Below are 24,807 nucleotides of genomic sequence, written 5' to 3'. Positions count from 1 at the left end.
AATGTATGCCTCCCTTAATATGTATTCTATTTGAATTATAAATTATTCATTATTATTTTACCAAAGATTTCGGGATTTTCTAAATGTACTGCATGACCCACATTCGAAATTACATGATGCTCAGCCTCTGGTAACTTTTTTTTCATGCTTTCATTTAATGACGTAAACTTATTATCTTTCTCACCAGTTATTAATAAAGCTGGAACATTTAACTCTTTCAAGCGGTTCCACATCGACGGTTGTTCGCCTGTTCCCATTGTTCTTAATGATAAGGCTAAACCATTCGGGTCCTGTGATAAGCGTTCTTCACGAATATTATTCTTTGACTGATCAGATAAATTTTCTTGAGTTTTAAATAAAGGCACAATTTCCCAGTAATCTACAAAGGCTTCGATTCCATTATCAACTATAAACTCAGCCAATTTTCGGTCGCGATTTATACGTTCGTCCTTTTCTTGTCCTTCAAGTCCTGGTGATGCACCTTCTAAAATTAATTTTCTGACCATATCAGGAAACATTGATGCAAAAACTAACGCAGTTCGGCCTCCCATCGAATAACCGAGTAAATTAATTTGATCTAACTCCAGCTTTAAGAACACTTGATAGATGTCTTCACAAAACTCTTCCATACTTTGAACGGGTGCTTCAGTTTTCCCGTGCCCTGGTAAATCAACCATGATACAACGAAAATCCTTTGAAAGAATACGTACAACATCTTTCCATGTATTTGTTGAACCCGTGAAGCCATGAAACATCACAAGCGGTTTACCCTCACCTACTGACTCAACGTTATACTGATGATTTCCTACCTGAATGTTCACGATAACCCCTCACGATTCAACGATTCATAAACTTGTTGCCACTTTGAACGATGCCACTGCAAATTTTCATCTCTATTAGTAACGACTTCAATTACTTCAGGCTTATTAAAGTCTCCTCGCAAGAGCTCCCTCAATTCACTCAACGTTTGTGGCTGGTTATATTCAAAATCCAGTGAATCCACTAATGCTTTGATCGGTGGATTAAACGGTGTGCCGAATAATGTTTCGAAATGCTTTTTCTCTTGATACTGTGGTAAAAATGAGAAGATTCCGCCACCGTTATTGTTCAGTACAATCACTCGTATTGGAAGGTCGTACTGCCTTGCAATGAAGAGCCCTGTATAATCATGTAAAAATGACACGTCCCCTATAACTAATGTGACAGGCGTTCCTGTTGCTGCAACACCAATAGCACTGGAAATAACCCCGTCTATACCGTTAACGCCACGATTAGCCATCACGTCGACTTCTTGATTAGAAGTTAGGAAAAATGTATCCATATCACGGATTGGCATACTATTGCCAACGAAGACAACCTGCTCTTGCTTTATTTCTTCAGATAGCGTCAAAACAGCTGTACCTTCCGTCAATTTCTCTTCGTGATGTTTTAAAAGTTCTTGAGCGACCTGATCGTTTGTTAACCAAAAATCTACCCAATCTCGTGATAGATTCGGCATCGATTTACATTCTAGCAGTTGTTTAATTAACACACCTGGCTGACTATAAACCATGGTTGATTCTATACTCGTCGGTTCACGATAGCCTTGATTTTCATCCACTACAATATGCATAGGTTGTTTAGCTGTAATCCATTGCATATAAGGTTTCGACACTGGCATCGAACCCAACCTTATGACGAAATCGACATCTAAAGAGTCTCGAATTCCCTGTTGTTTCAAGATTGCATCATAAGTAGAAATAATATATTGATTAGAGTGAATTGTTTTCCTTAAATTAGACAGTACATCTGCCAGCACTGGGATGTCCCACTTCTCAGCCAGCTTCAATACTAAATCACGTTCTTCATGCGACTGTAGTTCACCACAAACGATTAACCCGCGATTATAGCCTTTAACCATGTCGAAAATTTCTTCTGCTTGCTGCAAATTCACCTGTTCACAACCTGTGATGTGATTCACATAAGTAGACGAGCGTTCTCCCCATAAATTTGGAAGAGATAAGTCAGGCACCAAAGGATCCCTAAACGGGAAATTTAGTTGTACAGGCCCTTTATTTTGATGGTTTGCTATCGCATAAGCCCGACTTGCTTGTCTCCGAGAATAACGTGTCATCGATGGTGCATTTTCAGGTAGGGCCATTTCATGAAAATACTTCACATAATCCCCAAACATTTTAATTTGATCAATGGCTTGTGGTGCGCCATTATCTCTTAATTCATGTGGGCGGTCCGCCGTCAATATGAGCAATGGTACACGACTATAATAGGCTTCAATAATGGCAGGGTAGTAATTCGCTGCTGCCGTACCAGACGTACATACTAAAGCAACTGGTTTCCCTGTCCGTTTCGCCATCCCCAAAGCAAAGAAAGCTGCTGACCTCTCATCGAAATGAATCCACTCTTTAATCGAGGGATGCTCTGAAAATGTCATCGCTAAAGGAGTGGAGCGGGAACCAGGTGAGATAACGACATTCTCTAAACCATTTTGAAATAATTCATCTATAAAATAACTAACATAATACGTGTTTTCTCCCATATTCATCGAGATACGCCTCCTAATGCTTCTAACATTGGCGTAAATTTCAATTTTGTTTCTTCATATTCTGCTTCAGGGTCTGATTCTTCCACAATTCCACACCCCGCAAATAATGTTGCTTCATTTTTACTAATTAAAGCTGATCGAATCGCTACTGCAAATTCACCATTACCTTGATAGTCAACCCAGCCTATTGGGGCTGCGTACCAACCACGTTCAAATGGCTCATGACTTGAAATAAACTCCATGGCCAGTTCTCTTGGTTCTCCACCCAAAGCTGGTGTAGGGTGAAGTTTTTCTATTAAGTCGAAAATAGATATAGTCTCTTTCATCGTCGCTTTAACAGGCGTGTATAAATGCTGTAATGAACGCAATGGATAAATCACTGGTTTGTCAGGTATACTTATTGATTTTGTCAAAGGTTCAATAGCTTCTTTAATCATGTTTACAACATACTGGTGTTCACTTAAGTTTTTCTCATCGTTTAGTAATGACCATGCCAGTACGTCATCCTCTTCTTCGGTTTCACCACGCGAAATAGTCCCTGCAAGACAAGTCGATAAAAGCTCATTTTCTCTTACGCTAACTAAACGTTCAGGAGTAACACTAATAAAGCTGTCTTGGCCTAAGTCAAATATATAGATATAACTATCTGTCTCGTCTTCATCAAGACGCTTTAAGACTTCCTTCAAGTTAATGTCCTGATTAAATTCCGCTTCTAATTCACGCGCTAATACAACTTTCCCTAACTTTCCACTTTTGATCGTTTCAACTGCATCAAGAATTAACTGATTCCAATTACGATAGTCCAGGCTCTTAGTGGATTTAACCGTTTGAGAATCTTGATTATCATTCAAACCACTTATTTGATGCTTCCAACGTTTTAACTCACGAACAGTACGAGATACGTTAGTGGATGAGGTGATGGATAAGTTATAAGTCATATAACATCCTTCCTCATTTACCGTTAACATCATTTCAGGTAAAACCATCATCCCTGGACGGAACTTTTTCCATTTTTCACTCGAGATATTTTGATTAAATGAAAAGCCGCCCAGTAAGATTGGTCCTGTACCTTTTACTGCATCAATGGCAACTTGGACATTTTGGACATACTTGTCCCATTGTTCTTTCATCGATTGAAATCTGTCTTGTGTATTGGTTTGGAATTTTTCATGAGCTCCAATCCCTACAAAGTAAATGTTTTCTGTTACGTCTTTCCAGAATACACGGTGCATGTCAGTCGCTTCAAATGCCGCGAAAAAATCAACTGGATTAATTTCATTAATTTCTTCTATAACAGATACATTCTTTTGTTCCCCATCACTCAACTGATCCTTAACTTTATTTAGTTGTTCATTTATCGTAAGCTGCTTAGTCTTCAGCATGACTGAGTCCTCCGTAAAAAAACAATTGCTTTAATCTATATTCATATCGCATCAATAACTTTATTTCCTAAAAACACTCTTTCATTATTGTATGACTTTTTTCCTTATACGACAAGATAAATGCCAAGTGCCACTTATTGACATGCATAAACCGTTTATCTAAACTATATTTAGATTAGTATGTTTTTAGAGATAGAAAGGGTGACCAAAGTGTCAAACAACCAGTCAACCAAAGATGCCCTTGGGGAAAAATCAGGCTTTCAAATATGGTGGCGTATGCTCAGGCCACATACATTAACTGCCTCTTTTATACCCGTATTTGTCGGAACTGTTATTGCCAGCATCAACACTTCCGTTCATTACGGTTTATTTTTTGCCATGTTAATTGCATCAATATTAATACAAGCAGCAACCAATATGTTCAATGAGTATTATGATTTTGTAAAAGGTTTAGATACCGAAGATTCAGTAGGGATTGGCGGGACCATCGTAAGAGATGGGATTTCCCCTCAGACTGTACGGAATTTAGCATTTATTTTCTATGGTATTGCAATCATACTTGGATTTTATATTTGTCTTGAAACGACGTTCTGGATTGCGGTGATTGGATTAGTGTCCATGTTATTCGGGTATTTATATACTGGTGGTCCTTATCCAATTGCATATTCTCCGTTTGGTGAATTATTTGCTGGATTCTTCATGGGTACAGTAATTATTGGCATCAGTTTTTACATTCAAACAAATGCCATTACGTTAGATTCAATATTATTATCCATTCCAATTGCAATATTAATTGGAGCAATCTTATTAGCAAACAATATTCGCGATTTAGAAGGCGATCAAATCAATGGTAGAAAAACATTAGCCATACTAGTCGGACGTAATAATGCGATACGCGTTTTAGCAGGATTTTTCATTGCAGCGTATGCCTTAACCGTACTATTTATCATTATGGGCATTATGCCAATTTGGGGTTTATTAACATTTTTAAGCATCAAGAAGGCTTACAATGCCGTTCGTGTGTTTAAAGCCAACCATACCCCATTAGAGATGATGCCGGCTATGAAGTACACAGCTCAAACCAATACAATGTTTGGCTTTTTATTCGGCATTGCGTTTTTATTAAATCACCTGTATGCCATACAATCCGTGTTGTAATCGAGTATAAAATTTTCATCCATATACATGATAAAAGGAGAGAAGGAAATGCAGTTGGAAAACACGCTTTTTGAAACACTTAGTATTGAAACAGTAAAAGCTGAAAAGGATCAAGTTATATTAAAAATGCCAGTGACGCCTACTGTTCACCAGCCATTAGGATACTTACATGGTGGCGCGTCAGTTGCTTTAGCAGAGTCTGCCGCCAGCTTAGCAGGATTTTTAAATATTGACCCAGAGCACTACAGTGTGTTTGGTGTCGAGATTAATGCTAATCATGTAAAAAGTAAACGTGAAGGCTACGTCCAAGCTATAGCAAATCCGATTCATATAGGGCGTACGACAATGGTTTGGGAAATCAAAATTGTTGATGAAAGTGAACAGCTCATTTCCATTTCAAGGTGCACATTAGGTGTCGTTGAACGAAAAAAATGAGGTGAAATCATGGATGAAAAGTTACAACAACAATTAAAAGAACAACTTCTCGAAGAACGAAACCGTGCTCAAGAACAGATTGAATCATTTGATAATAAAAGTTCATTCTTAGAAGGTAGTATTGGAGAACTCAACTCTGAAGACCAACAACATCCAGGCGATACCGGCACGGAAATGTATGAACGTGAAAAAGATTTAACTTTCCACCGACGAGCTGAAGAACAAATCAGCGAGATTGACCATGCGTTAGAAAAAATGGAAAAAGGGACATTCGGTATTTGCGAAAAAACCGGTAAGCCTATTCCTGATGAACGTCTTAAAGCCATGCCAACAGCAAGGTATAGAATCGACGCGTAATGTATATCTAAGTCAACTCATTCAAATGAGTTGGCTTTTTTATTTGAGTTTAGGAAATTTTAACTATGGGTAAAATAAACAACGTAGCGTCTGGAGGGAATCACATGTTATATCGAGTCAAGAGATTATATTTTCAAATCCCCCAATTTGTACGACTATTATTTACTGTCATTTTATTCATGTCCTTATTCGGTGCGATCATGCGTTTCATTGAACCAGATGAATTTAAAACGGTATTTGATGGGATTTGGTGGGCATTTATAACTGGCTCAACAATTGGTTATGGGGATTATGTACCTCAAACAACATTAGGGAGATTTGTAGCAATCTTATTAATTTTATTAGGTGGAGGAGTGTTAACTTTTTATATGGTTGCTTTTTCAAGAAGTACCGTTTCACGGGAAAAGTCATATGAACTAGGCAAAGTTCCTTTCAAGGGGAAAGATCATTTCATTATAGTAGGATGGAACGAACGTTCTAGGCAATTAATACAATTACTTCATAAACAGTTTAGTGAAGATGCAGCAATTGTTCTTATTGATGAGAGTATTGAAAAAGATCCAATAAATTTATCATATGTTCATTTTATAAATGGAGACCCAACCTTAGATGAAACATGGGAAAAAGGAAATATTGAACATGCTAGAAAAATAATTATCACTTCTGATCAACATAAGTATGAACGAGACTCGGATACTTATTCGATATTAATTACCATAACTGCCAGAGGTTTAAATCATCAAATTCCAATTTTAGTTGAAATATTAACGAGCTCTCAAAAGCTAAATGCTGAAAGAGCTGGTGCTACGGAAGCGATTTGTACTAACCAATCAACCAGCACACTGTTTTTCCATGAGCTAACAAGTCACCAGCAAATTCAGACATTTGAGTATGTGATGGCATTATTATCCGACCAAGAATTTATTGTCCATAATGTAGCAGAGCAATGGAAAGGACATACTGTTATTGAGCTGACCTATAAAATGAAAAAAGAAGGTCTACTTCTTCTCGGGCTAATTAGAGAAGAAGATATAATCATGAACCCCGAACCGAATAAAGAATTAGTGGAAGGGGATCGCATCATCTTTTCTGAAAAATTAGTGTAACAAAGCGCGCTCAACTTTTTGTAAGACTTGTTCAGCTTCTGTTACAAATTCCGAGTCCACTTCTGCATCGGGTTCTTCAGGGGACTGAAATTGGTTAAAACTTCCTGAAAGATTTCCAATAGATGATTGATGGTCTATTCCCGATTCATAACGATGAGCTAAAACAAAGGGCTTACCAATTTTCACCTGGGCATCAGGCTCATCCAAGTTACCGATTTCGGTATTGACTGGAATACGCAAGAACACATATTGTTCATCATCTTTTTCAATTTGATAATCGAAAAAGGCATGATCATACTCCCAGTTACCACCTATAACAAAGTCTAATCGTTTTAATATATTTTCTAAATCATTGTAGTTGAAAATCTGGTTATCAATTCCTGATTCTAGTTGTTTCATGTTATCACCTCACTTCTAGTATGTACGGTGATAAACATAAAAATGTATTTAGACTTATATTGAAACGATCAAATGAAAAATTTAACATTTTTTGAAACCTCCTTACATATTATTCGTCTAAATAGTTAAGGAGGCGTCTTATGAGTGAATCCATTTATTTCAACGATAATTTTTTTTCAGCAGGCCAAACAGATATTTTTAATGAAGAGCAAGAAAAGATCGGTTATCTTGATTTGAAAAGTGCCTTTTCATCTGGTGTAGAAATCGGTGATGTCGATGGAACCCGTAAACTAAAAGGTTACTTTCCTTTCATTTCAGGAAAGTGGAATATTGATGATGCTGAAGAATCCAATATAGGAATACTTCGTTCACGTTTTTCATTTTTTACTAAAGTGTATGAATATACTTCTAAAGACGGTGAGGTCTACAAAATTGAGTCAGAAGCCTTTTCAAAAGAATATACAATCATGAATCAAAATGGAGATCTTGTATGTGATTTTAAAAAAGTTAATAACTTTTTTGAATCCGCAGCCTTTCAACTAACCGACTACACTGACAAAATATCTACATATGAGTGGGTTGCAGTCGTTATGGGGGTAAATGCGATTCAGAAGCGACGCAGGAATTCTTCGGCAGGCGGCGCTACATAAATTTTAAAAATTCAGGCTGTCCCTATGCTAAAGGGACAGCCATTTTATTTATGTCGTCGTAATCTCAGGGTCTAGGGGAGTTTTCCAGGCCCTAATAAGAACTTTTTTATGAGCTACAAGAACTCCCCCCGTCCCTATGAGAACTTTGTCGTCCCCTACAAGAAATTTCTTCGTAACTACGAGAATTTTTTCCGTATTCTATAAGAAATACGCTCATCCCAATAAAAAAACCAGTCATGAATTAATCATAACTGGTTAAAATCTTACATCATTTAAAGCGACATCGTTAGAATCTGCTTAACATCGTTATCTTGTAATTTGTTAAAGTTACCAAATGGTCCATTCTTCATTGCGCGATCGACCATTAGATCAAGTTTTGAATCATCAATATCGTAATCAGCTAATCGCGATGGCGCACCAAGAGCTGTCCAGAATTGACTTAAACGTTCAATCCCTTCTAACCCTACTTCACGATCTGTTTTACCTTCTGGATTAACACCAAATACTCGAGTAGCCATTTGTTTGAAACGCTCAGGCTGAACATCAAGGTTATGCTTCATCCAGTTCGGGAAGATAATAGCTAATCCTCCTGCGTGCGGAATATCATAGACCGCAGAGACAGCATGCTCAATATTATGTGACGCCCAGTCACCTCTGTATCCCATTTGTAACATACCGTTTAAGGCTATGGTTCCAGCGTACATAATTGTTTCACGGTACTCGTAAGAATCTAAATTATTGATTAGCTTAGGAGCTGTTTCAATAATCGTCCTTAATACACCTTCACACATACGATCCTGTACAGGTGAATTCGTTGGCTGATGGAAATATTGTTCAAAAATATGACTCATCATATCAACAATACCATAGACTGTTTGGTCCATTGGAACAGAATAAGTATGAACAGGATTTAAAATTGAAAACTGTGGATATAAATGTGGCGAACCCCATCCATATTTTTCATTCGTTTCCCAATTTGTAATAACTGCTCCTGCGTTCATTTCAGATCCAGTTGCAGCTAACGTTAACACTGTACCTAATGGAAGTGCATCTTCAGGTTGAACTTTCTTTGTGACTAGATCCCAAGCATCACCATCATACTTAGAAGCAGCGGCAATAGTTTTGGTACAATCAATTACGCTTCCGCCCCCAACAGCTAATAGGAAGTCAATTTCATTATCCTTACAGAACTGAGCCCCTTTATTAACCGTTGAAAGTCTTGGATTCGGTTCAATTCCCCCAAATTCTAATACTTCGTAACCTAAGTCGTTTAATTTCTTTTGAACATTAGCGAAGATTCCGTTACGTTTAACGCTGCCTCCACCGTATGTGATTAATACTCGTTTAACACCCTCAGGCATTAGATTATCAAGATTTTCTAGTTGTCCACGTCCAAATACTAATTTAGTTGGATTGTAATAAATGAAGTTTTCCATATATCCTGCCCCTTTCTTTCATTCATCTACGTTTTATTATGAAGAAAAAAATTTTTTTAATCAAAAAAAATGTCTTGAAGGAAAATTAATTCCCACAAGACATTTTAATTTTAGTTACGATAAGTTTGTTCACGATCTTTTGATTGCTCGATCCATTCTTCAAGCTTATCCTTTAAGACATTAAATCCACCGCTATCATTTTGGCTTGAAGCAGCAACTGGTTGTTTTTGTTGTTTCTTTTTCGTGTTTGGTTTATCTTCAGTAGCACGAATAGATAACGAGTATTTTCCATTATCTTCTTCAACATTTAAAACCTTTACTTTAACTTCATCCCCCACGTTAAGGTGTTCATTAATATCTTTCACATAACCGTGAGTAACTTCTGAAATGTGAACAAGTCCTTGAACATCTTCATCAATAGCAACAAACGCGCCATAAGGCTGGATGCCTGTTACTTTCCCTTCAACAACTTGTCCTTCTTCGATGATTTTCGACATAATATACAACTCCCGACACTATTTCTCTCGCACAATTTCGTATTGTATCATATATTCTATATCTTATCAAAAAGCATTAATTCCAATTCTTCCATATTTTTATCCATTTTGTCTTTTGTTTTTGAAGGAATGTATCTCCATCACGATCAACTTTTTGCTTCTGCCACTCATAAAAGCTTGCGACAGCAATCAGTGTAGAACCGGCAATAAGCAAGTACGCCCACCATGGCAGATTACCCCAAAATGGTCTTGATTGAATCATGACATTTAAGAGAAGCACACTGACACCTACTAAGAAGAATGATTTTATTTTTTGAATAAAACCAATCAGGATCGCTATTAATGACAATCCACCGACAATCAGTGCATCATAAATGGTATTGCTCATCAACGCATCAAAAACAATTGCTGCAGCAACTATAACTAATATAGCTGATTGAATAAGATTCATCACGTTTTGGTTTGTTCTCCAAGTCTTCTGTCCTAAGTAATAACTTAATAACACCCAAGGGATTAACTCCAGTTCAACTTGAATATACTTGGTGAAATTAGTATTTGGAAAAGCATCTAATAAGATGTAATAAGGATATAAAAAGCTTAATACGAAAATGGTTTGTACAATCTTTTGTGGCAGTTCATCAGGGATGCGTTTCACTTGGACAAATAACACCACAACAATTAGCAAGGCAGGCAATTCTTTTAACCATAAAGGCGAATCATAAGAAATACCTAAACTAAAATAAACACAAGAGCAACCATCGAATACCAGTCTACCTTATAAGTGATGGTGACCTTCTTATCTGGGTCGTAAAGTTTTTCATATAAGAAATAACCCACTAGAGCTGATAAAACACCGATACCACTTAATACGAATACTAACGTTTGCCCGTCTAATTGTAGTTTTTCTACAACATCAAATAATGCTAATAATGGCAAGAATGATAACATGTGCCAATGTGATCGATACATAACAAACAGTGATAAAACAATTAATGAAGTCGCCCCAACAAAAATATGTTGAACCGACATTTCCCATGATTGGGTAATTGCAAAAACACTCAGTAATGATAATGGAATAAAGAACCACTTAATTCGTGCCTTCCAATTATGGTAGGTAATGAACCAAAGACCAAACACAATGAGCGATGTCAGCCATAGAGCGTATGGGCCAGCTTCCAGATTAAAATAAAATTCTCTTATCAGGGAATAAACGATGAAAAATACTGAAATAAAACTTGCATATAGGTAATAGTATTTTTCTATGATTTGGTTTCTCGTCCAAATGCTATACACATAAACGACTAAGGCAATAACATACAATTCAAAATTAAAACTAAAGTGATCTAAAACGATAATCGATAATGGTAAATAAACGTGAGCTAAATAAAAATAACTCTCTTGTAAGACGTGTAACTTTTTAGGTATTAATCTGGAAATAACGATTAACAAAGCCGCGCCTGACACCAGTAAAATATGGAACCATTCATTAGATGGTTGAACCAGCATATCAACCGTCGAAATATATGTTGCTAACGTTAATAGACTCACAATAACCCAAGTACTCTTATCCTTAAGGCGCTGAACTGCAACATAGGCTATGCCTATAGCTACTAATAAAATCAAAGTCCTAATACCATCATGAACAGGCTGAATGATAAGGAGTAATGCAGCGATTGCATAAGAGCCTACACCATACCAAAAAGTAAAATTCCCTAATTGACTTTGCTTTAATTTGCTTAACATCACAGAAACTCCAATTAAAACAAGTCCAACAATAGATAAATGGAATGGTCGACCAAACTGTGATTCATAACCCTCGAACATTTGTACAAGTTCAGGATATAGAGCGGCTCCAGCTAAAAACCATAAAATTGGAGCTGCTAAAACTAATAAATCCCGATTACCTTTAGCTTTCATAACGCGTTTGGACAATAATAAAATGATACTTGTCAGTAACAATAATATAGACAGCTCAATCCAATGGTTGATTAGGTAGAAAACAAGTAAAGAAATAGTAATTAAACCATACCCAAACACCAAGGATGTGTTTTTAATTTTTTTCGTAAACTTCCATTCATTAAAATAAAAACCACCAAAGAATAGTAAGGTTCCTAATATAAACACATGAAACCCTATCGTATTAAACGATAAATCATCATACATCCAAGTCATAGGTTGCATGCCAGCTACTACAATAAAAAATGTAGCTAATACTCTAAAGAATTTATATGTTGAGATATGAGTTAAGGCTAAATAGTTTATAGCAATTAATAGATAAGCAACAAATAAAATCCAGGAATCAGAATCAAACATTAATTGTGTTCCTTTAAAACTTATAAAAATAAAAGCACAAAAAGTGACAAACGCATTCGTTAACTGGAATGCTTTCTTCAAATACGTATCCTGTTGAAACTCTTGTAAAGTAAAGAATACAAAACCAACTAATGCGTATACGATTAAACCAGCCGGACCTAAGTCTGTGTGTTCAATCAATTGATAAATTCCGTAAACGAAAAGAAGTGTGAATACAAAGTTGTACTCTTTGCGATTTAATACAAATAACATCGCAAAATAAACACCAGCTGTTAATAGAACATTGAATCCATTTAAGGCAGGGCTGTCAAAAATAAATAGCAATAATATTGTGGATAAAATTAAATTACCTTGCGCAAATATTGGCATCTCATTTAAGAACAGTGGCCACTGCTTTTGTTGTTTTAAATAATAATAAACAGCAATTAAGCAAGCATTATATAAAACGACACCAAAATAAAAGACATCAATAGGCGGATGAAAACTAGCAATTAAAAAACCGATGCCAAGACTCAACGTTAAATAAGAGAACCACACAAATAATCTTGAGTGTTGTCTACGAGCATGGAATATGTATAAAGGTAAACAAATAATTGAGCCTATAAGCCCCAGTAAATATTGACCTTCTCCATATAATGAGAGCCATTCCCCTAATAGTCCAAAGAAACCAGCTGCTAATACCACAATCGGTAAAAATAAACTACCAAGAACTAAGAAGGCAAAAGCCGTTTGCTTAATTTGTAACTTGTGTCCACTAAGCCAGCTAATTAAAAAGAATAAGCCTGAAACACCAGCTACTAATGATGTTTTCATCATCGCGGACATAGTTGACCAGTTACTTGTAGCTAATACCATTCCACCAGTAAGTAAAAGAAGTACCCCAATAATCAAGACCCATGTTACATTTCGATCTCTTACTTGTTGAGGTGATAACTTTTTCTTCTTTTTTACTTTCTTAACAGGCTGAGGCGTCTCAGTTTTTTCTTTAGGCTCATTTGGCTCTTCTGGAGTTTGAACAATTTTTTGTTCTTGTTCATCATTCATTCGTTTTTCCGCTTCTTCATCTGCGCACATTTGTAGGTAACGACTTTTTATGCTTTCGTAACTCTCGTAATTTATGTAATCTTTCGCGCGTAACTTGTTTAACTCTTCACTAAAAATCTTCTTTCTATTCTCTTGTTCCACCCTTGTACTCCCTCCCTTAGTACGTAAATTTTAACATAATATGCCTTTGTAATTTTTGTTATTTTTAACTAAGTTAAAAAGAGACCATTTATGCCAACAAAAATTTTCTCGATTTTTGCAAAAAATTTTATAATTTATGTTTAATTAAATTAAAATCAGGTTATTACTATTAATGTAATACTTTCTCGTATTCCCCCTTTGGCAAAGTGTAAAAAGCACTTTGCTTTTTTTTTTGGGATAAAATCAATTATTAGCCTTATTGATTTCAATTAGATAAACTAATTTTTAGAGGTGATGATTTTGAGAAATGATTTTAAGGAAGTTATTAATCGAGAAAATACAAGATCGGCTAAATTCGAGTACAGAGAAAAACTTTTTGGACGTTCAGATGTTTTACCATTATGGGTAGCAGATATGGATTTTGCATCAGTACCTGAACTGCAAGATGCTTTAATTGAACGTGCCAAACATAATGTTTACGGCTACACCACATATGATGATGATATTCTAAATGCCGTTAAAAACTGGCTTAAAAAACGTCATGATTACGACGTCAATACAGACTTAATCACATTTAGTCCCGGTGTGATTCCAAGCTTACACGCTCTAGTACAAATTTTCACTGAAGAAAATGATCAAATTGTGATTCAACCACCTGTATATCCACCATTCTTCTCAGTTGTTAAAGCACACAATCGACAACTGGTTGAAAATCCGTTAATCAATAATGATGGACACTATGAGATTAATTTTGATCACTTAGAACAATTGTTCAAGCAAGGAGCAAAAGCCTTTATCCTTTGCAGTCCTCATAATCCTGTTGGTCGTGTATGGACTAAAGAGGAGCTCGAGCAATTAGCTAAATTATGCGTTCAATACGATGTCTATTTATTCAGCGATGAAATTCATGCTGATGTGATTTTCAGCTCTTATAAACATTATCCAATAGCTCATTTAAATAAAGACATCCACCAACTCACGTTTACCTTAATGGCACCTTCAAAAACTTTTAATATCGCTGGTTTACAGGCTTCGTACGTAATTTCTCCAAACAGAGATTTTAAGAAAAAAGTTGACGAACAATTAATGCGTCAAGGAGCGATGACCTTAAACACATTTGCCTTTACGGCACTTGAGGTTGTATATAATCACGGTGAAGAGTGGTTAGATGAATTAATTGAACAACTTGAAGAAAATAAACAATTAGTTAATGATAAACTTGAACAAAGTCAAAGCAATATTTCATCAGTTGATACAGAGGGAACTTATTTAGTTTGGTTAGATTTTTCTAAAACTGGATTAAAACATGAAGAAATCAAAAGAAAATTAAACGATGAAGCTAAAGTCGGTTTAAATGATGGTAAATCATTTGGGGACCAAGGTGAACAGTTTATGCGAATTAACATTGCATCACCACCGTCCATTATCGAAGAGGGTATTGACCGGATTATAAAGGCTTTTGAATCTTAAATCATATAATTTATGCAAAAATTAACACGTGAATTCAGAATTCACGTGTTTTTTATGATCAATTCATTATTTGTGTAAAAGAGGTTTAATCACACCATAGCATACTTAGGTTTACTCATCTGTTTCATCATTTTTTGAACCATTACCTTTGGACTGCTCCTCCAAATACTTGCGCATCGCTTCTTTCTCAAATTTAGTGATTTTCTCCCAATCACGGATGATTTGCCACCCATCATCATTGGTAATCGTCAGCTCTCCAGCTTTTTCAATAATTTCTTCGGATTCTTCATCATAATAATTGATTTCCAACATGTAGTCATAATCGATGGAGCCATCTTCATTTTCTTCTACCTTTTCCAACGTCACGTCTTTCAACTTCACCTTTTTATCAACAGCTTGAGCTACCTCCACTTTTTACATCAACCAGCGATTTGAAACAAAATCGTCAATGACTTCTTTTGAAACATACGGCTTGATTCTATCTGCGAGTGAATTAATTTCTTCAACTGCTTCAATCGCAGTTTTACCTTCTAATAAGTGAGGGTCTTCAACTTTATATTGTTTTGTTTTATATTCTTTTACGAATTCTTTAATTTCTTCTTCTTGAGGCGTACCCCCACAGGCAGCAGTTATAAAAAAAATGAGCCCTAACATTAGAAAAGAAATAACCTTTTTCATTAGAAAAACCCCTTAAAAAATATCATCTAAATATTACCATAATTGAGAAATAGACCGAAAATAAATAAAGGAAAACATAAAAATTTACTTAAACGTTTGTCGAACTGTTCCCTTTCCATTTGTTAATTCAATGTCAGCGTATGCTCCGTTAATAAAAGTGATTTGTGGTGGGACATGCCCGCAATCAATATCATAAATAATAGGTATTTGAAGCTCTTCAGAAAGCTCTTTATACACATCTTCAACCATATAATTTCCAACAGGTGTATTAGCTGGGCTTCGACCAAACATTATGCCAGCACAATTCTCAAACCAACCAGCCAACTTCATTTGTATAAGAGACCTGCGCAAGTCAGTCGTTGATAACTCACAGTTTTCAAGAAACCATACAACTGATTCGCCGTTAATGTGTTTCTCTTTGAAATTGTTCACTTCTCCATATGGTGTGCCGATTAGATGTCTTATCACATCAATACACCCTCCTAGTAAACGACCATGAATCTTAACATTATTCCCATCAATTGATTTCCAGTAGGTTTGTTCTGTCAAATTGAAGATATGAGGTGTCGGATTGTCATGGTCCCACTCCTTTTGGTATTTCTCAGAAGAGTGTTGAACAATTGATTCACCATGCTTGGCTGATAGTACATTTTCCCACTTTGCTGTCGTCTGATCAGAATACTCGCCTCTCAAATCTACTAAGTTGGTACCGTGTGCTGTGGCTATACCTGTTTTCAATGTTATAGCTAACAATAGCAAACTAACATCGGAATAACCTAATACCCACTTACTATTTAAATTGTCAAAATCAATGTGTTCAATGGCTTCAATAAGTAGCTCTCCACCCCATGGCGGAATAATCAGATCAATGTTCTCATCCAACATCATTTGGTTAAATTCCTCTGCACGTTTTTTAGCAGAAGCAGATTTTGCTTTATTTTGAGACCAAACTGTATCGCCAAAGGTGATATTATATCCCTTCTCTTTCAGACTATCTGAGGCAGTATGTAACAACTTATGCAATTCACCAGGCACTCCAGAGGAAGGAGCAGTTACACCTATTGTTGAATTTTTTTCTAAGCTCGGATATTTGATCATGTATATCTTCCCCTTAATTAATAGATTTGTGTAGATTTCCTCTTTTTGTACTATCTAAATGGCAAAGTGAAAATATAACCAATATAGAAAAACAACTCTCTCAGGAAAAATGGGACTTTACTATTCAATGTTTTATAAGCAGAACTTGTTGTAGGTGAAGAATAGGCCTCCATCCCTAAGTTTTCTGCCATTAACATTGCTCTTTTCATATGTAATGGGTCACTTACAATTGTGAATGTGTTGAAATTATTCTTAACTGCCATTTCATAAGCGTATGTTAGGTTTTCCTCTGTTACTTTTGAATTAGTTTCAATTAATATATCTTCTGCATTAACATTGTTTTTAATAGCATAATCCCTTGCAACGTCAGACTCAGCAAACCTATCTCCATTGGCTTTACCACCCGTAAAAATAATTTTTTCTACATAATCATTCTCATAAAGCCAGATTGAGTGATTAATTCTCTCGCGAAAAACAGGAGATGGTTCATCATCCCAAAAGCAGCACCAAGTACTATAGCCACATCAGTTTTAACTAATTGATTCTTGTCACTAAAAGACCAAATGCTATAAGCTGAATAGGTTATTAAAATAAGGAGAATAACGATGATTGCAATGACTAATCTGATTGCCAATCTTTTGGTCAATTTAAATCAACCCTTTATAGCTGGTAAGTATCATTATTTATCTATTTGAATTTTAACATAATTTTCTATTCAACTTTTATGAAATTTATCCTTAAACATATAAAAAACGTGAACTCGATTATGAATTCACGTTTATCACCTTAACACATTACTCTTTCTCTTCTGCTTCTTTTTCTACCTGATCCCCTGGATTTTGACCATCCGAGCGTTGTTTACCTTTAATGATTTCTGCACATGCAATACGTTCTCCCGAGTTGCCCGCAGGTTGACTAACTCCATCGTCTTGTCCTGAATGTATGATTAATGCTTTTCCTTCGTCTTTAAAAATAGATCCTTTTCCATCTTGTAATGTTGCATCTTCAATCACATATTCAAAGGTAGCAGTGCCATCACCATCGACTTTTAAATTTGTCATATCTCCAATATGATGCCCATCAGGATTCATCAAACCGTGTTTCTTATCCCCTTGATTACTCCAATGGTTACCTGCCGATTCAAAGGTAGGTGGTTCGCATTTTGGAAACTCATGTAGGTGAATACCATGAAAGCCTGGAGACAGCCCTTCCAAATTGACGGTTAGTTTAACGCCGCCTGGATCTGTTTGGAATTTAGCTTTTCCAATAATATCTAAATCCTTATTTTTTATATCCGCTTCATAAATAGTCTCTGTATCCGCAGAACATGCGGTTAATATAAGTAAAAGACCTAATAATACTCCGATATAACGCAACATCATCACCTCATTCACTAGTTTGGTAAAATATATTAAGAAATAAACATATAGGTAGTAAAAAATATTTGCATGGTATGTTATATCCAAAATTTTTTGAAACATTTGATGAGGTTTTTTCGTATTACATTTTAGGGGGAGATATTATGAAGAAATACTTAATAGGCATAGTTGTTAGAATTGCTATTTTATATGCCATCATTTATGCAATACATTATTTCTCTGAAGTTCCAATTTCTTATTTAGCGTTTGGAATTGGGTGTGTAGTCGCTTTTATATCTTTTAGTGGAGATGGCCTATCCAATTTTAATCAAAAACAGAGCACCATTATTTATGGGGATGCAAAGGTATCTCCAGTAGAAAAAGTAATCACTTCAATCAAACCTATGTTCGTTGCAAGCCTTTTAGTGTTTTTATCTAGCTTTGTCATCATGATGATTACACTATAATACTTAAAGCAAAAATAAACGTCCTAATTCATCAAAAATCAGGACGTTTTAATATGGGTTAATTAGATTTATTATATTCTCGTTTTCCCTCAGGATACTTTGCTTCAAACTGCTCTTGTTCACGCTTAGATTTCCTTAGAATTAAGCGCATCGACAATACAGCAATTGTCATAAATAGAACCAGCGTAATGATGGCTGGTAAATATTCTGTTTTATCTTCTGGAAAATATAAAAATTCCATCATAGCTAATCACCTATTTCTATCATGCTGGTTTTATTATAACAAAGGTGTAAAGACAATAGCTTAAAAGAATGTTTCAGCTTTTTGAAAATTATTGTTCCATGTCTTTAAGAAGGTTTGCCATTTCAATCGCACCAACAGCCGCTTCATAACCTTTGTTACCTGCTTTTGTTCCTGCTCGTTCAATCGCTTGCTCAATAGTGTTAGTTGTTAGCACGCCAAAAATAACCGGTACCCCTGTATCAAGTCCTACTGATGAAACGCCCTTAGCCGCTTCACCACACACATAATCAAAGTGTGGCGTCGAGCCTCTAATGACTGCACCTAATGTCACAATCGCATCATATTCATCTGTCATTGCCATTTTTTTAGCCGCTAATGGAATTTCATAGGCACCAGGTACCCATGCTATATCAATTTCATCTACGTCAACACCGTGACGTCTAAATCCGTCTGTTGCACCTTCAACTAGCTTTTCTGTAATGAATGCGTTAAAACGTCCTGCTACGATCCCTACTTTAAGTCCCGAACCAACTAAATTTCCTTCAAATGTTTTCATTATGTTCCCCTCCAACTTAGAATAAGTGTCCTAATTTATCACGTTTTGTATTTAAATATTTTTCATTATCTTTATTTGGGTCCATTTTTAATGGCACACGATCGACTAACTCAAGGTCATAACCATGCAAACCTTTGATTTTACGAGGATTGTTCGTCAATAATTTCATTTTACGAACTCCCAAATCTTCAAGGATCTGAGCTCCAATACCATAATCTCGTAAATCAGCTGCGTACCCTAACTTTTCATTAGCTTCAACTGTATCGTAACCTTCTTCTTGAAGCTTATAAGCTTTGAGTTTATTTAATAGGCCAATTCCCCTACCTTCTTGACGCATATAGAGAAGTACACCTTTTCCTGCTTCTTCAATTTGTTGTAAAGCAGATTCTAATTGTGGCCCACAGTCACAACGGTGTGACCCAAATACATCTCCAGTTAAGCATTCACTGTGTACTCTTACAAGTGTCGGTTCTTCTGGTGAAATTGTACCTTTTACTAATGCAATATGTTCTCTACCGTCAATTTGGTTAGTGTAAGCAATTGTTCGGAAATCACCATAAGATGTTGGTAGATTAATTTCAACTTCTCTATTAACTAATTTTTCATGTTTACGGCGATATTTAATCAATTCTTCAATAGTAATTAATTTTAATCCGTGTTCGTCAGCTAGTTTACGAAGCTCTGGAACTCGAGCCATTGTTCCGTCTTCATTCATGATTTCACAAATCGCTCCGGCTGGTTTACCGCCAGCTAATCGAGCTAAGTCAACTGCTGCTTCAGTATGGCCGGCACGACGTAACACGCCACCTTCTTTTGCGATTAAAGGAAAAATATGTCCAGGTCGCTTAAATTCAGTTGGAATCACATCATCTTCAGCTAAACGCATAATAGATCTAGAGCGTTCCCCTGCGCTAATCCCAGTAGTCGTCTCAACATGATCAATACTTACGGTAAATGCTGTTCCATGACTATCGGTATTCACATCTGCCATTAAGTTTAGTTGTAATTGCTCGGCTTTTTCATGTGTAATCGGCGCGCATAATAAGCCGCGTCCTTCACTAACCATGAAATTCACAACTTCAGGTGTCGTTTTCTCAGCTAAAGCAACAAAATCTCCTTCATTTTCACGGTTCTCATCGTCGACCACAATGACAACCTTCCCCTGTTTTAAATCTTCTATTGCTTCATGTACAGAATCAAACATATCTGTTTCCTCCCTATCAAACGTATAAACGTTCTCCTCTATTATTGCCCCATAAATCCTGCGCGTCTAATTTGATCGAGTGATAGGCCGTCGCCTTCCCCATCTGAATCAGACTTGATTAATTGATGGACATATTTTAATAACATATCACACTCAATATTGACTTCATCCCCAGCATACTTACTTGTTAGAATCGTCGCATCTTGTGTATGCGGTATTAACGAAATCGTAAATTGGTTGTTTTCTAAACCAAATATCGTTAAGGAAGTACCATCCACACTAACCGAGCCTTTCATCATCATATATTTTGAAAGTTCTTCAGATACTTCAATATGAAAATACTCGGCATTATCCACCGTTTCACGCTTTACAATATTACCTAGTCCATCCACGTGACCAGAAACAAAGTGACCACCAAATCGGCCATTGGCATGCATGGCACGCTCTAAATTCACTTTAGAACCTTTAGATAAAGTTTTTAACGCTGTATGATGAAACGTTTCAGGCATAATATCTGTATCAAAGGTCGTATCTGTAAAATCTGTAACGGTAAGGCATACACCGTTAACTGAGATGCTGTCCCCTAATTGCATATCATCTGTAATTTTTTTTACTTCAATCGTTAACTCTAATGATTCAGCACCTTGCTTCATTTGTTTAATGGTGCCAACTTCTTCAATAATCCCTGTAAACAAACCTAACCCTCCTCTACTTGAGGCTTTGCGATAATTTTTATATCTTTTCCAATTTGTTCAATCGAATCAAACTCTACGTGAATAGAATCCTTCACTTCTTCAAAACCAAACTGATTATAAAAAGCTTTGCTCATCGCACCTCCAATTAATTTTGGTGCCATGTAAAGGTGAATTTCATTGAATAGTTGATGTTGAATGAAGGCTGAATGAATTGTTGATCCTCCTTCAACATATAAGCTCATGAGTTGTTCCTCTGCCATTCTTTCTAAAAGTGCAGCTAATTCAACTCGTTCACTCTCTAAACGCCATACTTGAACATGATTAATCTGATTAATAGCTTCTTCTTTTGTAGTATCTGCATGTTTACCGCAAACTACTATTGTTTTAGCATCAGGATTCGATAAAAGTTTTGCTTCTAATGGAATAGATAAATGTGTATCGAGGACGATACGTGTAGGGTTTATACCTCCGTGGGGCAAACGGGTGGTTAATAGAGGATCATCTCGTAAAACCGTCTCACTTCCTACTAAAATTGCATCATGACGATGACGATTCAGATGAACATCTAAACGTGATTGATCGCTCGTAATCCATTTACTATCTCCGCTGTTAGCCGTCATTTTCCCATCCAGAGAAACAGCGGTTTTAAGTGTGATATAAGGTTTACGAGTTTTCATATAATAAAAAAACATTTTGTTAATTTCTTGTGCTTCTTCTTCTAAAACACCAACTTCTACATCAATGCCTTCACTTCGAATCCACTCGACACCTTTTCCAGCTACCTTAGGATTGGGGTCAAGTGTTGCAACATAGACCTTTTTGATTCCATAGTCAATAATCGCTTTAGAACAAGGCGGTGTTTTTCCATAATGGGCACACGGCTCTAAGGTTACATAGATTTCTGCACCTCTAGCCTGCTCACCTGCCTGTTGCAAAGCAAATACTTCTGCATGTGGTTCTCCGGCTGTCATATGTGTACCAGTTCCAACTACCCTGCCATCTTTAACGACAACAGCACCCACTGATGGATTAGGCCTAGTTTGCCCTATCGTTAAGCGGGCTAATTCTAAGGCATGATGCATATAAAATTGTTTGTCTCTCAATCGTTAACCTCCTCATTCAGGTATTCGGCTAGCGATCTGATCCTTCTCCCATCCAGACTTTAACTGTCGGCTCCAGAGTCACACTGGATCCACCGCTCGGCAATTGCCTCACGGGTCACGGACTAAGAATAGATTCCTATTCATCACCGCCGGTCGGGATTTTCACCCTGCCCCGAAGGATTTTCCTCTACAATCTTATTAAATTATCTATCTTTATACGTCAATCTGTCAAGGTTTCTGCACGAATTAGAGAAGCTTGTTTAAGATGATTTTGTTGTGGGAATGAAAATAGTAAATCCACATAAAGGAGAGGATTTCATTGGATTTAAAACCATTATTAAATAAACTTGAACATTATCGTGTAGAAAAACCAAACCGAGTATTTACAATGTATTTAAATACAGACCCTGCTGATCCTGATCAACAAGGTGGTAAATGGAGACTTCAACTAAAAAACGGTTTAAATAACTTCGAGTCATACTTACAAGAAGATGGCGATTCAGATGAAAAACGAAATTATTGGGCTGTAAAAGAAAAAGTTGAAAGTTTTATAGATGAAAACGAAACAAGCCTGAAGAAAAGTGTCATCATTTTCGCGACAGCAGATGAAGATGTTTGGTATGCGGACATCTTGCAAATGCCTGTCAAAACAGAATTTTATTGGGAAGAAGAACCTGTACTAGGTCAACTAAAAGAACTTCAGGAAAGCTTCCCTAAGACTGGCATTATTCTAACTCAGAAAAACCAAATTAAGTATATTGATGCTGAGCTAGGCACTGTGAATGATACGAATGTTTACGAGTTAGATTTAGATACAGAAGATTGGAGAATGCACCAAGGTACACATAAAGCCGACTCTAACTTAGGTACTGGTGGTGGCAAAACGTCTAAAAAGGATGAATTTAATGAACGTTTTGAGGCTAATCGTTATCGTTGGTACAAAAGCATTGCTCCGAAACTAGATAAAGTAGCCAAAGATAATGATTGGGAACGTATCTATCTTGTCGGTGAATCAGATGAAGTAAACGATTTAGATGAGCATATGAATAAAGATGTTGATGAAAAAATTAACAAGAACCTGTTAGCTGAAGAAGAAATGAAAGTATTAGATAAAGTCGTTTAAATAGCTAGAGAATGGGACATAACCAGTAAAGGCAATTAAAATGGCACCGATCTTTAATAATAATGATTGGTGTCATTTTGGGTTGTCTTAATAATTTTATTTTCCAAATTAATATTAATAAGCATTATATTTTATCTTTTGAACTGTATCTAATACAATCTATTTCGAATATTCTTTTCCTCAAAAATTAATACTAAAATGCAAACTTTGAAAAGTAGGTGACAACATGAAAGCAATTGTTATAGATCAATATGGTGGTCAAGATGTCTTAACAGAAAAAGAAGTGGAAAAACCAACTCCCGATAAGGGACAAGTCATTGTTAAATTACATGCGACCTCTATCAACCCAATTGACTGGAAACTACGTGAAGGCTATCTAAAAGAAATGGTGCCTTTTGATTTCCCAATCATCCTCGGTTGGGATGCAGCAGGCGTTATTGATGAAGTCGGAGAAAATGTGAAGGATTACAAAGTTGGGGATAAAGTTTTTGCTCGTCCGGAACTAACGAATCGTGGAACTTATGCTGAATTTACAGCTGTTGATTCGCATCTATTAGCAAAAATCCCTGAAAACATCAGCTTTGAGGAAGCCGCTTCAGTTCCACTAACTGCATTAACCGCATGGCAATGTATGTTTGAACATGGAAGCGTTAAAGAAGGACACAAAGTTCTCATCCACGCAGGATCTGGTGGAGTCGGATCATTTGCGATCCAATTAGCGAAAAACGCTGGTGCTTATGTGGCAACAACTTGTAGCACAAAAAACGTAGACTTGGTTAAGAGTCTTGGAGCAGATGAAGTTATTGATTATACAAAACAAAATTTTGAAGAAGAGATTTCAAACTATGATTTTGTACTAGATACACTTGGTGGGGAAATTCAAGAGAAAAGCTATCAAGTATTAAAGTCAGGTGGAGAACTCGCATCAGTTGCAGCACCACCTGAAGAAGAAAAAGCTAAAGAACATGCCGTCAACGCGTTTTTTGTTTGGTTAGAACCAAAAGGTGAGCAGCTTCAACAAATCGCTAAACAAATGGAAGTCGGTAAACTTAAAGTTATTATTGGGCACCGCTTCCCGTTAAGTGAACAAGGGATTAGAGAAGCACATGCCTTAAGTGAAACCCATCATGCTAAAGGAAAAATTGTTATAAATATAGAATAAATAAATTCTTTAAATGAGCGAAACGCTAATCGTGATTATAAAAAATCACGGTCGGTGTTTCGTTTTTTGGCTCTAAAATATATGTTGGGGTACAGATAATTTTCTGACAAATAAAAAACACGCAATCTCCTAATTTTGTTAAACTTTGTTTAGACCAATAAACAAGTACAAAAAAGGAGATGCGTGTAT

Annotated in this window: 26 protein-coding genes, 1 pseudogene and 1 riboswitch; of the genes and pseudogenes, 9 read left to right on the top strand and 18 right to left on the bottom strand. The window is 36.2% G+C overall.

Annotation, left to right across the window (positions count from 1 at the left end; translation table 11 throughout):
- Positions 1–35 precede the first annotated feature (35 nt).
- From menH to E3U55_RS15370, 3 genes are read right to left on the bottom strand one after another with little or no spacing between them, the layout of a single operon-like run.
- Positions 36–821 (bottom strand): 2-succinyl-6-hydroxy-2,4-cyclohexadiene-1-carboxylate synthase, encoded by a 786-nt coding sequence (gene menH / locus E3U55_RS15380; RefSeq protein WP_228547590.1) that lies wholly within the window; start codon positions 819–821, stop codon positions 36–38.
- Complete coding sequence (gene menD / locus E3U55_RS15375; protein WP_134341377.1) at positions 818–2,542, bottom strand: 2-succinyl-5-enolpyruvyl-6-hydroxy-3-cyclohexene-1-carboxylic-acid synthase; 1,725 nt, start codon at positions 2,540–2,542, stop codon at positions 818–820. The genes menH and menD overlap by 4 nt, the downstream gene beginning before the upstream one ends.
- Positions 2,539–3,924 (bottom strand): isochorismate synthase, encoded by a 1,386-nt coding sequence (locus E3U55_RS15370; protein ID WP_134341376.1) that lies wholly within the window; start codon positions 3,922–3,924, stop codon positions 2,539–2,541. Before E3U55_RS15370 ends, menD begins: the two co-directional genes overlap by 4 nt.
- A gap of 180 nt (positions 3,925–4,104) precedes the next feature.
- On the opposite strand from E3U55_RS15370, the gene E3U55_RS15365 reads away from it, so the two are divergent.
- The 4 genes from E3U55_RS15365 (at position 4,105) to E3U55_RS15350 (ending at position 6,980) form a co-directional block, all read left to right on the top strand.
- Positions 4,105–5,082, top strand: coding sequence for a 1,4-dihydroxy-2-naphthoate polyprenyltransferase (locus E3U55_RS15365; RefSeq protein ID WP_194840948.1), 978 nt, complete (start codon positions 4,105–4,107; stop codon positions 5,080–5,082).
- A gap of 48 nt (positions 5,083–5,130) precedes the next feature.
- On the top strand, positions 5,131–5,517 hold the full coding sequence (locus E3U55_RS15360; RefSeq protein ID WP_134341374.1) for a hotdog fold thioesterase: 387 nt from the start codon (positions 5,131–5,133) through the stop codon (positions 5,515–5,517).
- Positions 5,518–5,526: 9 nt separating this feature from the next.
- Positions 5,527–5,874, top strand: coding sequence for a TraR/DksA C4-type zinc finger protein (locus tag E3U55_RS15355; RefSeq protein WP_134341373.1), 348 nt, complete (start codon positions 5,527–5,529; stop codon positions 5,872–5,874).
- Positions 5,875–5,939: 65 nt separating this feature from the next.
- Complete coding sequence (locus E3U55_RS15350; RefSeq protein WP_134341372.1) at positions 5,940–6,980, top strand: potassium channel family protein; 1,041 nt, start codon at positions 5,940–5,942, stop codon at positions 6,978–6,980.
- Here E3U55_RS15350 and E3U55_RS15345 read toward each other — a convergent pair.
- A complete protein-coding gene (locus E3U55_RS15345; protein WP_134341371.1) occupies positions 6,972–7,379 on the bottom strand; it encodes a YugN family protein in 408 nt (135 codons plus the stop codon). The genes E3U55_RS15350 and E3U55_RS15345 overlap by 9 nt on opposite strands.
- Positions 7,380–7,519: 140 nt before the next feature.
- Between E3U55_RS15345 and E3U55_RS15340 the strand changes: the two genes are divergently transcribed.
- Positions 7,520–8,029 carry a hypothetical protein gene (locus E3U55_RS15340; RefSeq protein WP_134341370.1) on the top strand — a complete coding sequence of 170 codons (510 nt, stop codon included), beginning with the start codon at positions 7,520–7,522 and terminating at the stop codon, positions 8,027–8,029.
- 272 nt (positions 8,030–8,301) lie between these two features.
- Here E3U55_RS15340 and E3U55_RS15335 read toward each other — a convergent pair whose 3' ends face one another.
- From E3U55_RS15335 to E3U55_RS15320, 4 genes are all read right to left on the bottom strand, one after another.
- Positions 8,302–9,465, bottom strand: a complete 1,164-nt coding sequence (locus E3U55_RS15335) for an iron-containing alcohol dehydrogenase (protein WP_134341369.1) — start codon at positions 9,463–9,465, stop codon at positions 8,302–8,304.
- Between the two features lie 110 nt (positions 9,466–9,575).
- The gene (gene yugI / locus E3U55_RS15330) at positions 9,576–9,962 is read right to left on the bottom strand and encodes a S1 domain-containing post-transcriptional regulator GSP13 (RefSeq protein WP_134341368.1); all 387 of its coding nucleotides are present in this window, start codon (positions 9,960–9,962) and stop codon (positions 9,576–9,578) included.
- Positions 9,963–10,038: 76 nt separating this feature from the next.
- Positions 10,039–10,656 carry an SCO7613 C-terminal domain-containing membrane protein gene (locus tag E3U55_RS15325; RefSeq protein WP_134341367.1) on the bottom strand — a complete coding sequence of 206 codons (618 nt, stop codon included), beginning with the start codon at positions 10,654–10,656 and terminating at the stop codon, positions 10,039–10,041.
- 35 nt (positions 10,657–10,691) lie between these two features.
- Complete coding sequence (locus E3U55_RS15320) at positions 10,692–13,460, bottom strand: hypothetical protein (protein ID WP_134341366.1); 2,769 nt, start codon at positions 13,458–13,460, stop codon at positions 10,692–10,694.
- Between the two features lie 300 nt (positions 13,461–13,760).
- On the opposite strand from E3U55_RS15320, the gene E3U55_RS15315 reads away from it, so the two are divergent.
- A complete protein-coding gene (locus E3U55_RS15315) occupies positions 13,761–14,930 on the top strand; it encodes a MalY/PatB family protein (RefSeq protein WP_228547589.1) in 1,170 nt (389 codons plus the stop codon).
- Between the two features lie 111 nt (positions 14,931–15,041).
- Here the strand turns inward: E3U55_RS15315 and E3U55_RS15310 are convergent, their stop codons facing one another.
- The 5 genes and pseudogenes from E3U55_RS15310 to E3U55_RS15290 all read right to left on the bottom strand — a co-directional run bounded on the left by E3U55_RS15310 (position 15,042) and on the right by E3U55_RS15290 (position 18,082).
- A complete protein-coding gene (locus E3U55_RS15310; protein ID WP_134341364.1) occupies positions 15,042–15,341 on the bottom strand; it encodes a hypothetical protein in 300 nt (99 codons plus the stop codon).
- 3 nt (positions 15,342–15,344) lie between these two features.
- The gene (locus E3U55_RS15305; protein WP_134341363.1) at positions 15,345–15,608 is read right to left on the bottom strand and encodes a hypothetical protein; all 264 of its coding nucleotides are present in this window, start codon (positions 15,606–15,608) and stop codon (positions 15,345–15,347) included.
- An 84-nt stretch (positions 15,609–15,692) separates the two neighbouring features.
- A complete protein-coding gene (locus E3U55_RS15300) occupies positions 15,693–16,706 on the bottom strand; it encodes a S66 family peptidase (protein WP_134341362.1) in 1,014 nt (337 codons plus the stop codon).
- Positions 16,707–16,756: 50 nt separating this feature from the next.
- A pseudogene (locus E3U55_RS15295) lies at positions 16,757–17,352 on the bottom strand (YdcF family protein).
- A gap of 148 nt (positions 17,353–17,500) precedes the next feature.
- A complete protein-coding gene (locus tag E3U55_RS15290; protein WP_194840946.1) occupies positions 17,501–18,082 on the bottom strand; it encodes a superoxide dismutase family protein in 582 nt (193 codons plus the stop codon).
- Positions 18,083–18,228: 146 nt separating this feature from the next.
- Between E3U55_RS15290 and E3U55_RS15285 the strand changes: the two genes are divergently transcribed.
- Positions 18,229–18,531, top strand: a complete 303-nt coding sequence (locus E3U55_RS15285) for a hypothetical protein (protein WP_134341360.1) — start codon at positions 18,229–18,231, stop codon at positions 18,529–18,531.
- A gap of 58 nt (positions 18,532–18,589) precedes the next feature.
- On the opposite strand, the gene E3U55_RS15280 is transcribed toward E3U55_RS15285, so the two are convergent.
- From E3U55_RS15280 to ribD, 5 genes are all read right to left on the bottom strand, one after another.
- Positions 18,590–18,775, bottom strand: coding sequence for a hypothetical protein (locus E3U55_RS15280; protein WP_134341359.1), 186 nt, complete (start codon positions 18,773–18,775; stop codon positions 18,590–18,592).
- An 88-nt stretch (positions 18,776–18,863) separates the two neighbouring features.
- Positions 18,864–19,331 carry a 6,7-dimethyl-8-ribityllumazine synthase gene (gene ribH / locus E3U55_RS15275; RefSeq protein WP_134341358.1) on the bottom strand — a complete coding sequence of 156 codons (468 nt, stop codon included), beginning with the start codon at positions 19,329–19,331 and terminating at the stop codon, positions 18,864–18,866.
- A gap of 16 nt (positions 19,332–19,347) precedes the next feature.
- Positions 19,348–20,535: a bifunctional 3,4-dihydroxy-2-butanone-4-phosphate synthase/GTP cyclohydrolase II gene (locus tag E3U55_RS15270; protein ID WP_134341357.1), complete on the bottom strand. Its 1,188-nt coding sequence runs from the start codon at positions 20,533–20,535 to the stop codon at positions 19,348–19,350.
- 41 nt (positions 20,536–20,576) lie between these two features.
- On the bottom strand, positions 20,577–21,230 hold the full coding sequence (ribE, locus tag E3U55_RS15265; RefSeq protein WP_134341356.1) for a riboflavin synthase: 654 nt from the start codon (positions 21,228–21,230) through the stop codon (positions 20,577–20,579).
- A gap of 2 nt (positions 21,231–21,232) precedes the next feature.
- The gene (ribD, locus tag E3U55_RS15260; protein ID WP_134341355.1) at positions 21,233–22,333 is read right to left on the bottom strand and encodes a bifunctional diaminohydroxyphosphoribosylaminopyrimidine deaminase/5-amino-6-(5-phosphoribosylamino)uracil reductase RibD; all 1,101 of its coding nucleotides are present in this window, start codon (positions 22,331–22,333) and stop codon (positions 21,233–21,235) included.
- 36 nt (positions 22,334–22,369) lie between these two features.
- A riboswitch (FMN riboswitch) is annotated at positions 22,370–22,517 on the bottom strand.
- Between the two features lie 135 nt (positions 22,518–22,652).
- Between ribD and E3U55_RS15255 the strand changes: the two genes are divergently transcribed.
- Together E3U55_RS15255 and E3U55_RS15250 are read left to right on the top strand one after the other, a co-directional pair.
- On the top strand, positions 22,653–23,456 hold the full coding sequence (locus E3U55_RS15255; protein ID WP_134341354.1) for a VLRF1 family aeRF1-type release factor: 804 nt from the start codon (positions 22,653–22,655) through the stop codon (positions 23,454–23,456).
- Positions 23,457–23,682: 226 nt separating this feature from the next.
- Positions 23,683–24,618, top strand: a complete 936-nt coding sequence (locus E3U55_RS15250; RefSeq protein ID WP_134341353.1) for an NADP-dependent oxidoreductase — start codon at positions 23,683–23,685, stop codon at positions 24,616–24,618.
- Positions 24,619–24,807 lie beyond the last annotated feature (189 nt).

Source organism: Filobacillus milosensis (assembly GCF_004402015.1).
GTDB classification, from domain to species: domain Bacteria; phylum Bacillota; class Bacilli; order Bacillales; family Alkalibacillaceae; genus Filobacillus; species Filobacillus milosensis.
This window is presented reverse-complemented; position numbering and strand designations above follow the sequence as displayed.

Excerpts from the sequence above, each read along its gene's own strand:
- E3U55_RS15285 (WP_134341360.1), top strand. The coding sequence starts at position 18,229 with ATGAAGAAATACTTAATAGGCATAGTTGTTAGAATTGCTATTTTATAT.
- E3U55_RS15350 (WP_134341372.1), top strand. The coding sequence starts at position 5,940 with ATGGGTAAAATAAACAACGTAGCGTCTGGAGGGAATCACATGTTATAT.
- E3U55_RS15335 (WP_134341369.1), bottom strand. The coding sequence starts at position 9,465 with ATGGAAAACTTCATTTATTACAATCCAACTAAATTAGTATTTGGACGT.
- E3U55_RS15280 (WP_134341359.1), bottom strand. The coding sequence starts at position 18,775 with ATGATGGAATTTTTATATTTTCCAGAAGATAAAACAGAATATTTACCA.
- E3U55_RS15370 (WP_134341376.1), bottom strand. The coding sequence starts at position 3,924 with ATGCTGAAGACTAAGCAGCTTACGATAAATGAACAACTAAATAAAGTT.
- E3U55_RS15360 (WP_134341374.1), top strand. The coding sequence starts at position 5,131 with ATGCAGTTGGAAAACACGCTTTTTGAAACACTTAGTATTGAAACAGTA.
- E3U55_RS15365 (WP_194840948.1), top strand. The coding sequence starts at position 4,105 with ATGTTTTTAGAGATAGAAAGGGTGACCAAAGTGTCAAACAACCAGTCA.
- E3U55_RS15270 (WP_134341357.1), bottom strand. The coding sequence starts at position 20,535 with ATGTTTGATTCTGTACATGAAGCAATAGAAGATTTAAAACAGGGGAAG.
- E3U55_RS15250 (WP_134341353.1), top strand. The coding sequence starts at position 23,683 with ATGAAAGCAATTGTTATAGATCAATATGGTGGTCAAGATGTCTTAACA.
- ribH (WP_134341358.1), bottom strand. The coding sequence starts at position 19,331 with ATGAAAACATTTGAAGGAAATTTAGTTGGTTCGGGACTTAAAGTAGGG.
- E3U55_RS15305 (WP_134341363.1), bottom strand. The coding sequence starts at position 15,608 with ATGAAAAAGGTTATTTCTTTTCTAATGTTAGGGCTCATTTTTTTTATA.
- E3U55_RS15300 (WP_134341362.1), bottom strand. The coding sequence starts at position 16,706 with ATGATCAAATATCCGAGCTTAGAAAAAAATTCAACAATAGGTGTAACT.
- E3U55_RS15340 (WP_134341370.1), top strand. The coding sequence starts at position 7,520 with ATGAGTGAATCCATTTATTTCAACGATAATTTTTTTTCAGCAGGCCAA.
- E3U55_RS15355 (WP_134341373.1), top strand. The coding sequence starts at position 5,527 with ATGGATGAAAAGTTACAACAACAATTAAAAGAACAACTTCTCGAAGAA.
- E3U55_RS15345 (WP_134341371.1), bottom strand. The coding sequence starts at position 7,379 with ATGAAACAACTAGAATCAGGAATTGATAACCAGATTTTCAACTACAAT.
- yugI (WP_134341368.1), bottom strand. The coding sequence starts at position 9,962 with ATGTCGAAAATCATCGAAGAAGGACAAGTTGTTGAAGGGAAAGTAACA.
- menD (WP_134341377.1), bottom strand. The coding sequence starts at position 2,542 with ATGAATATGGGAGAAAACACGTATTATGTTAGTTATTTTATAGATGAA.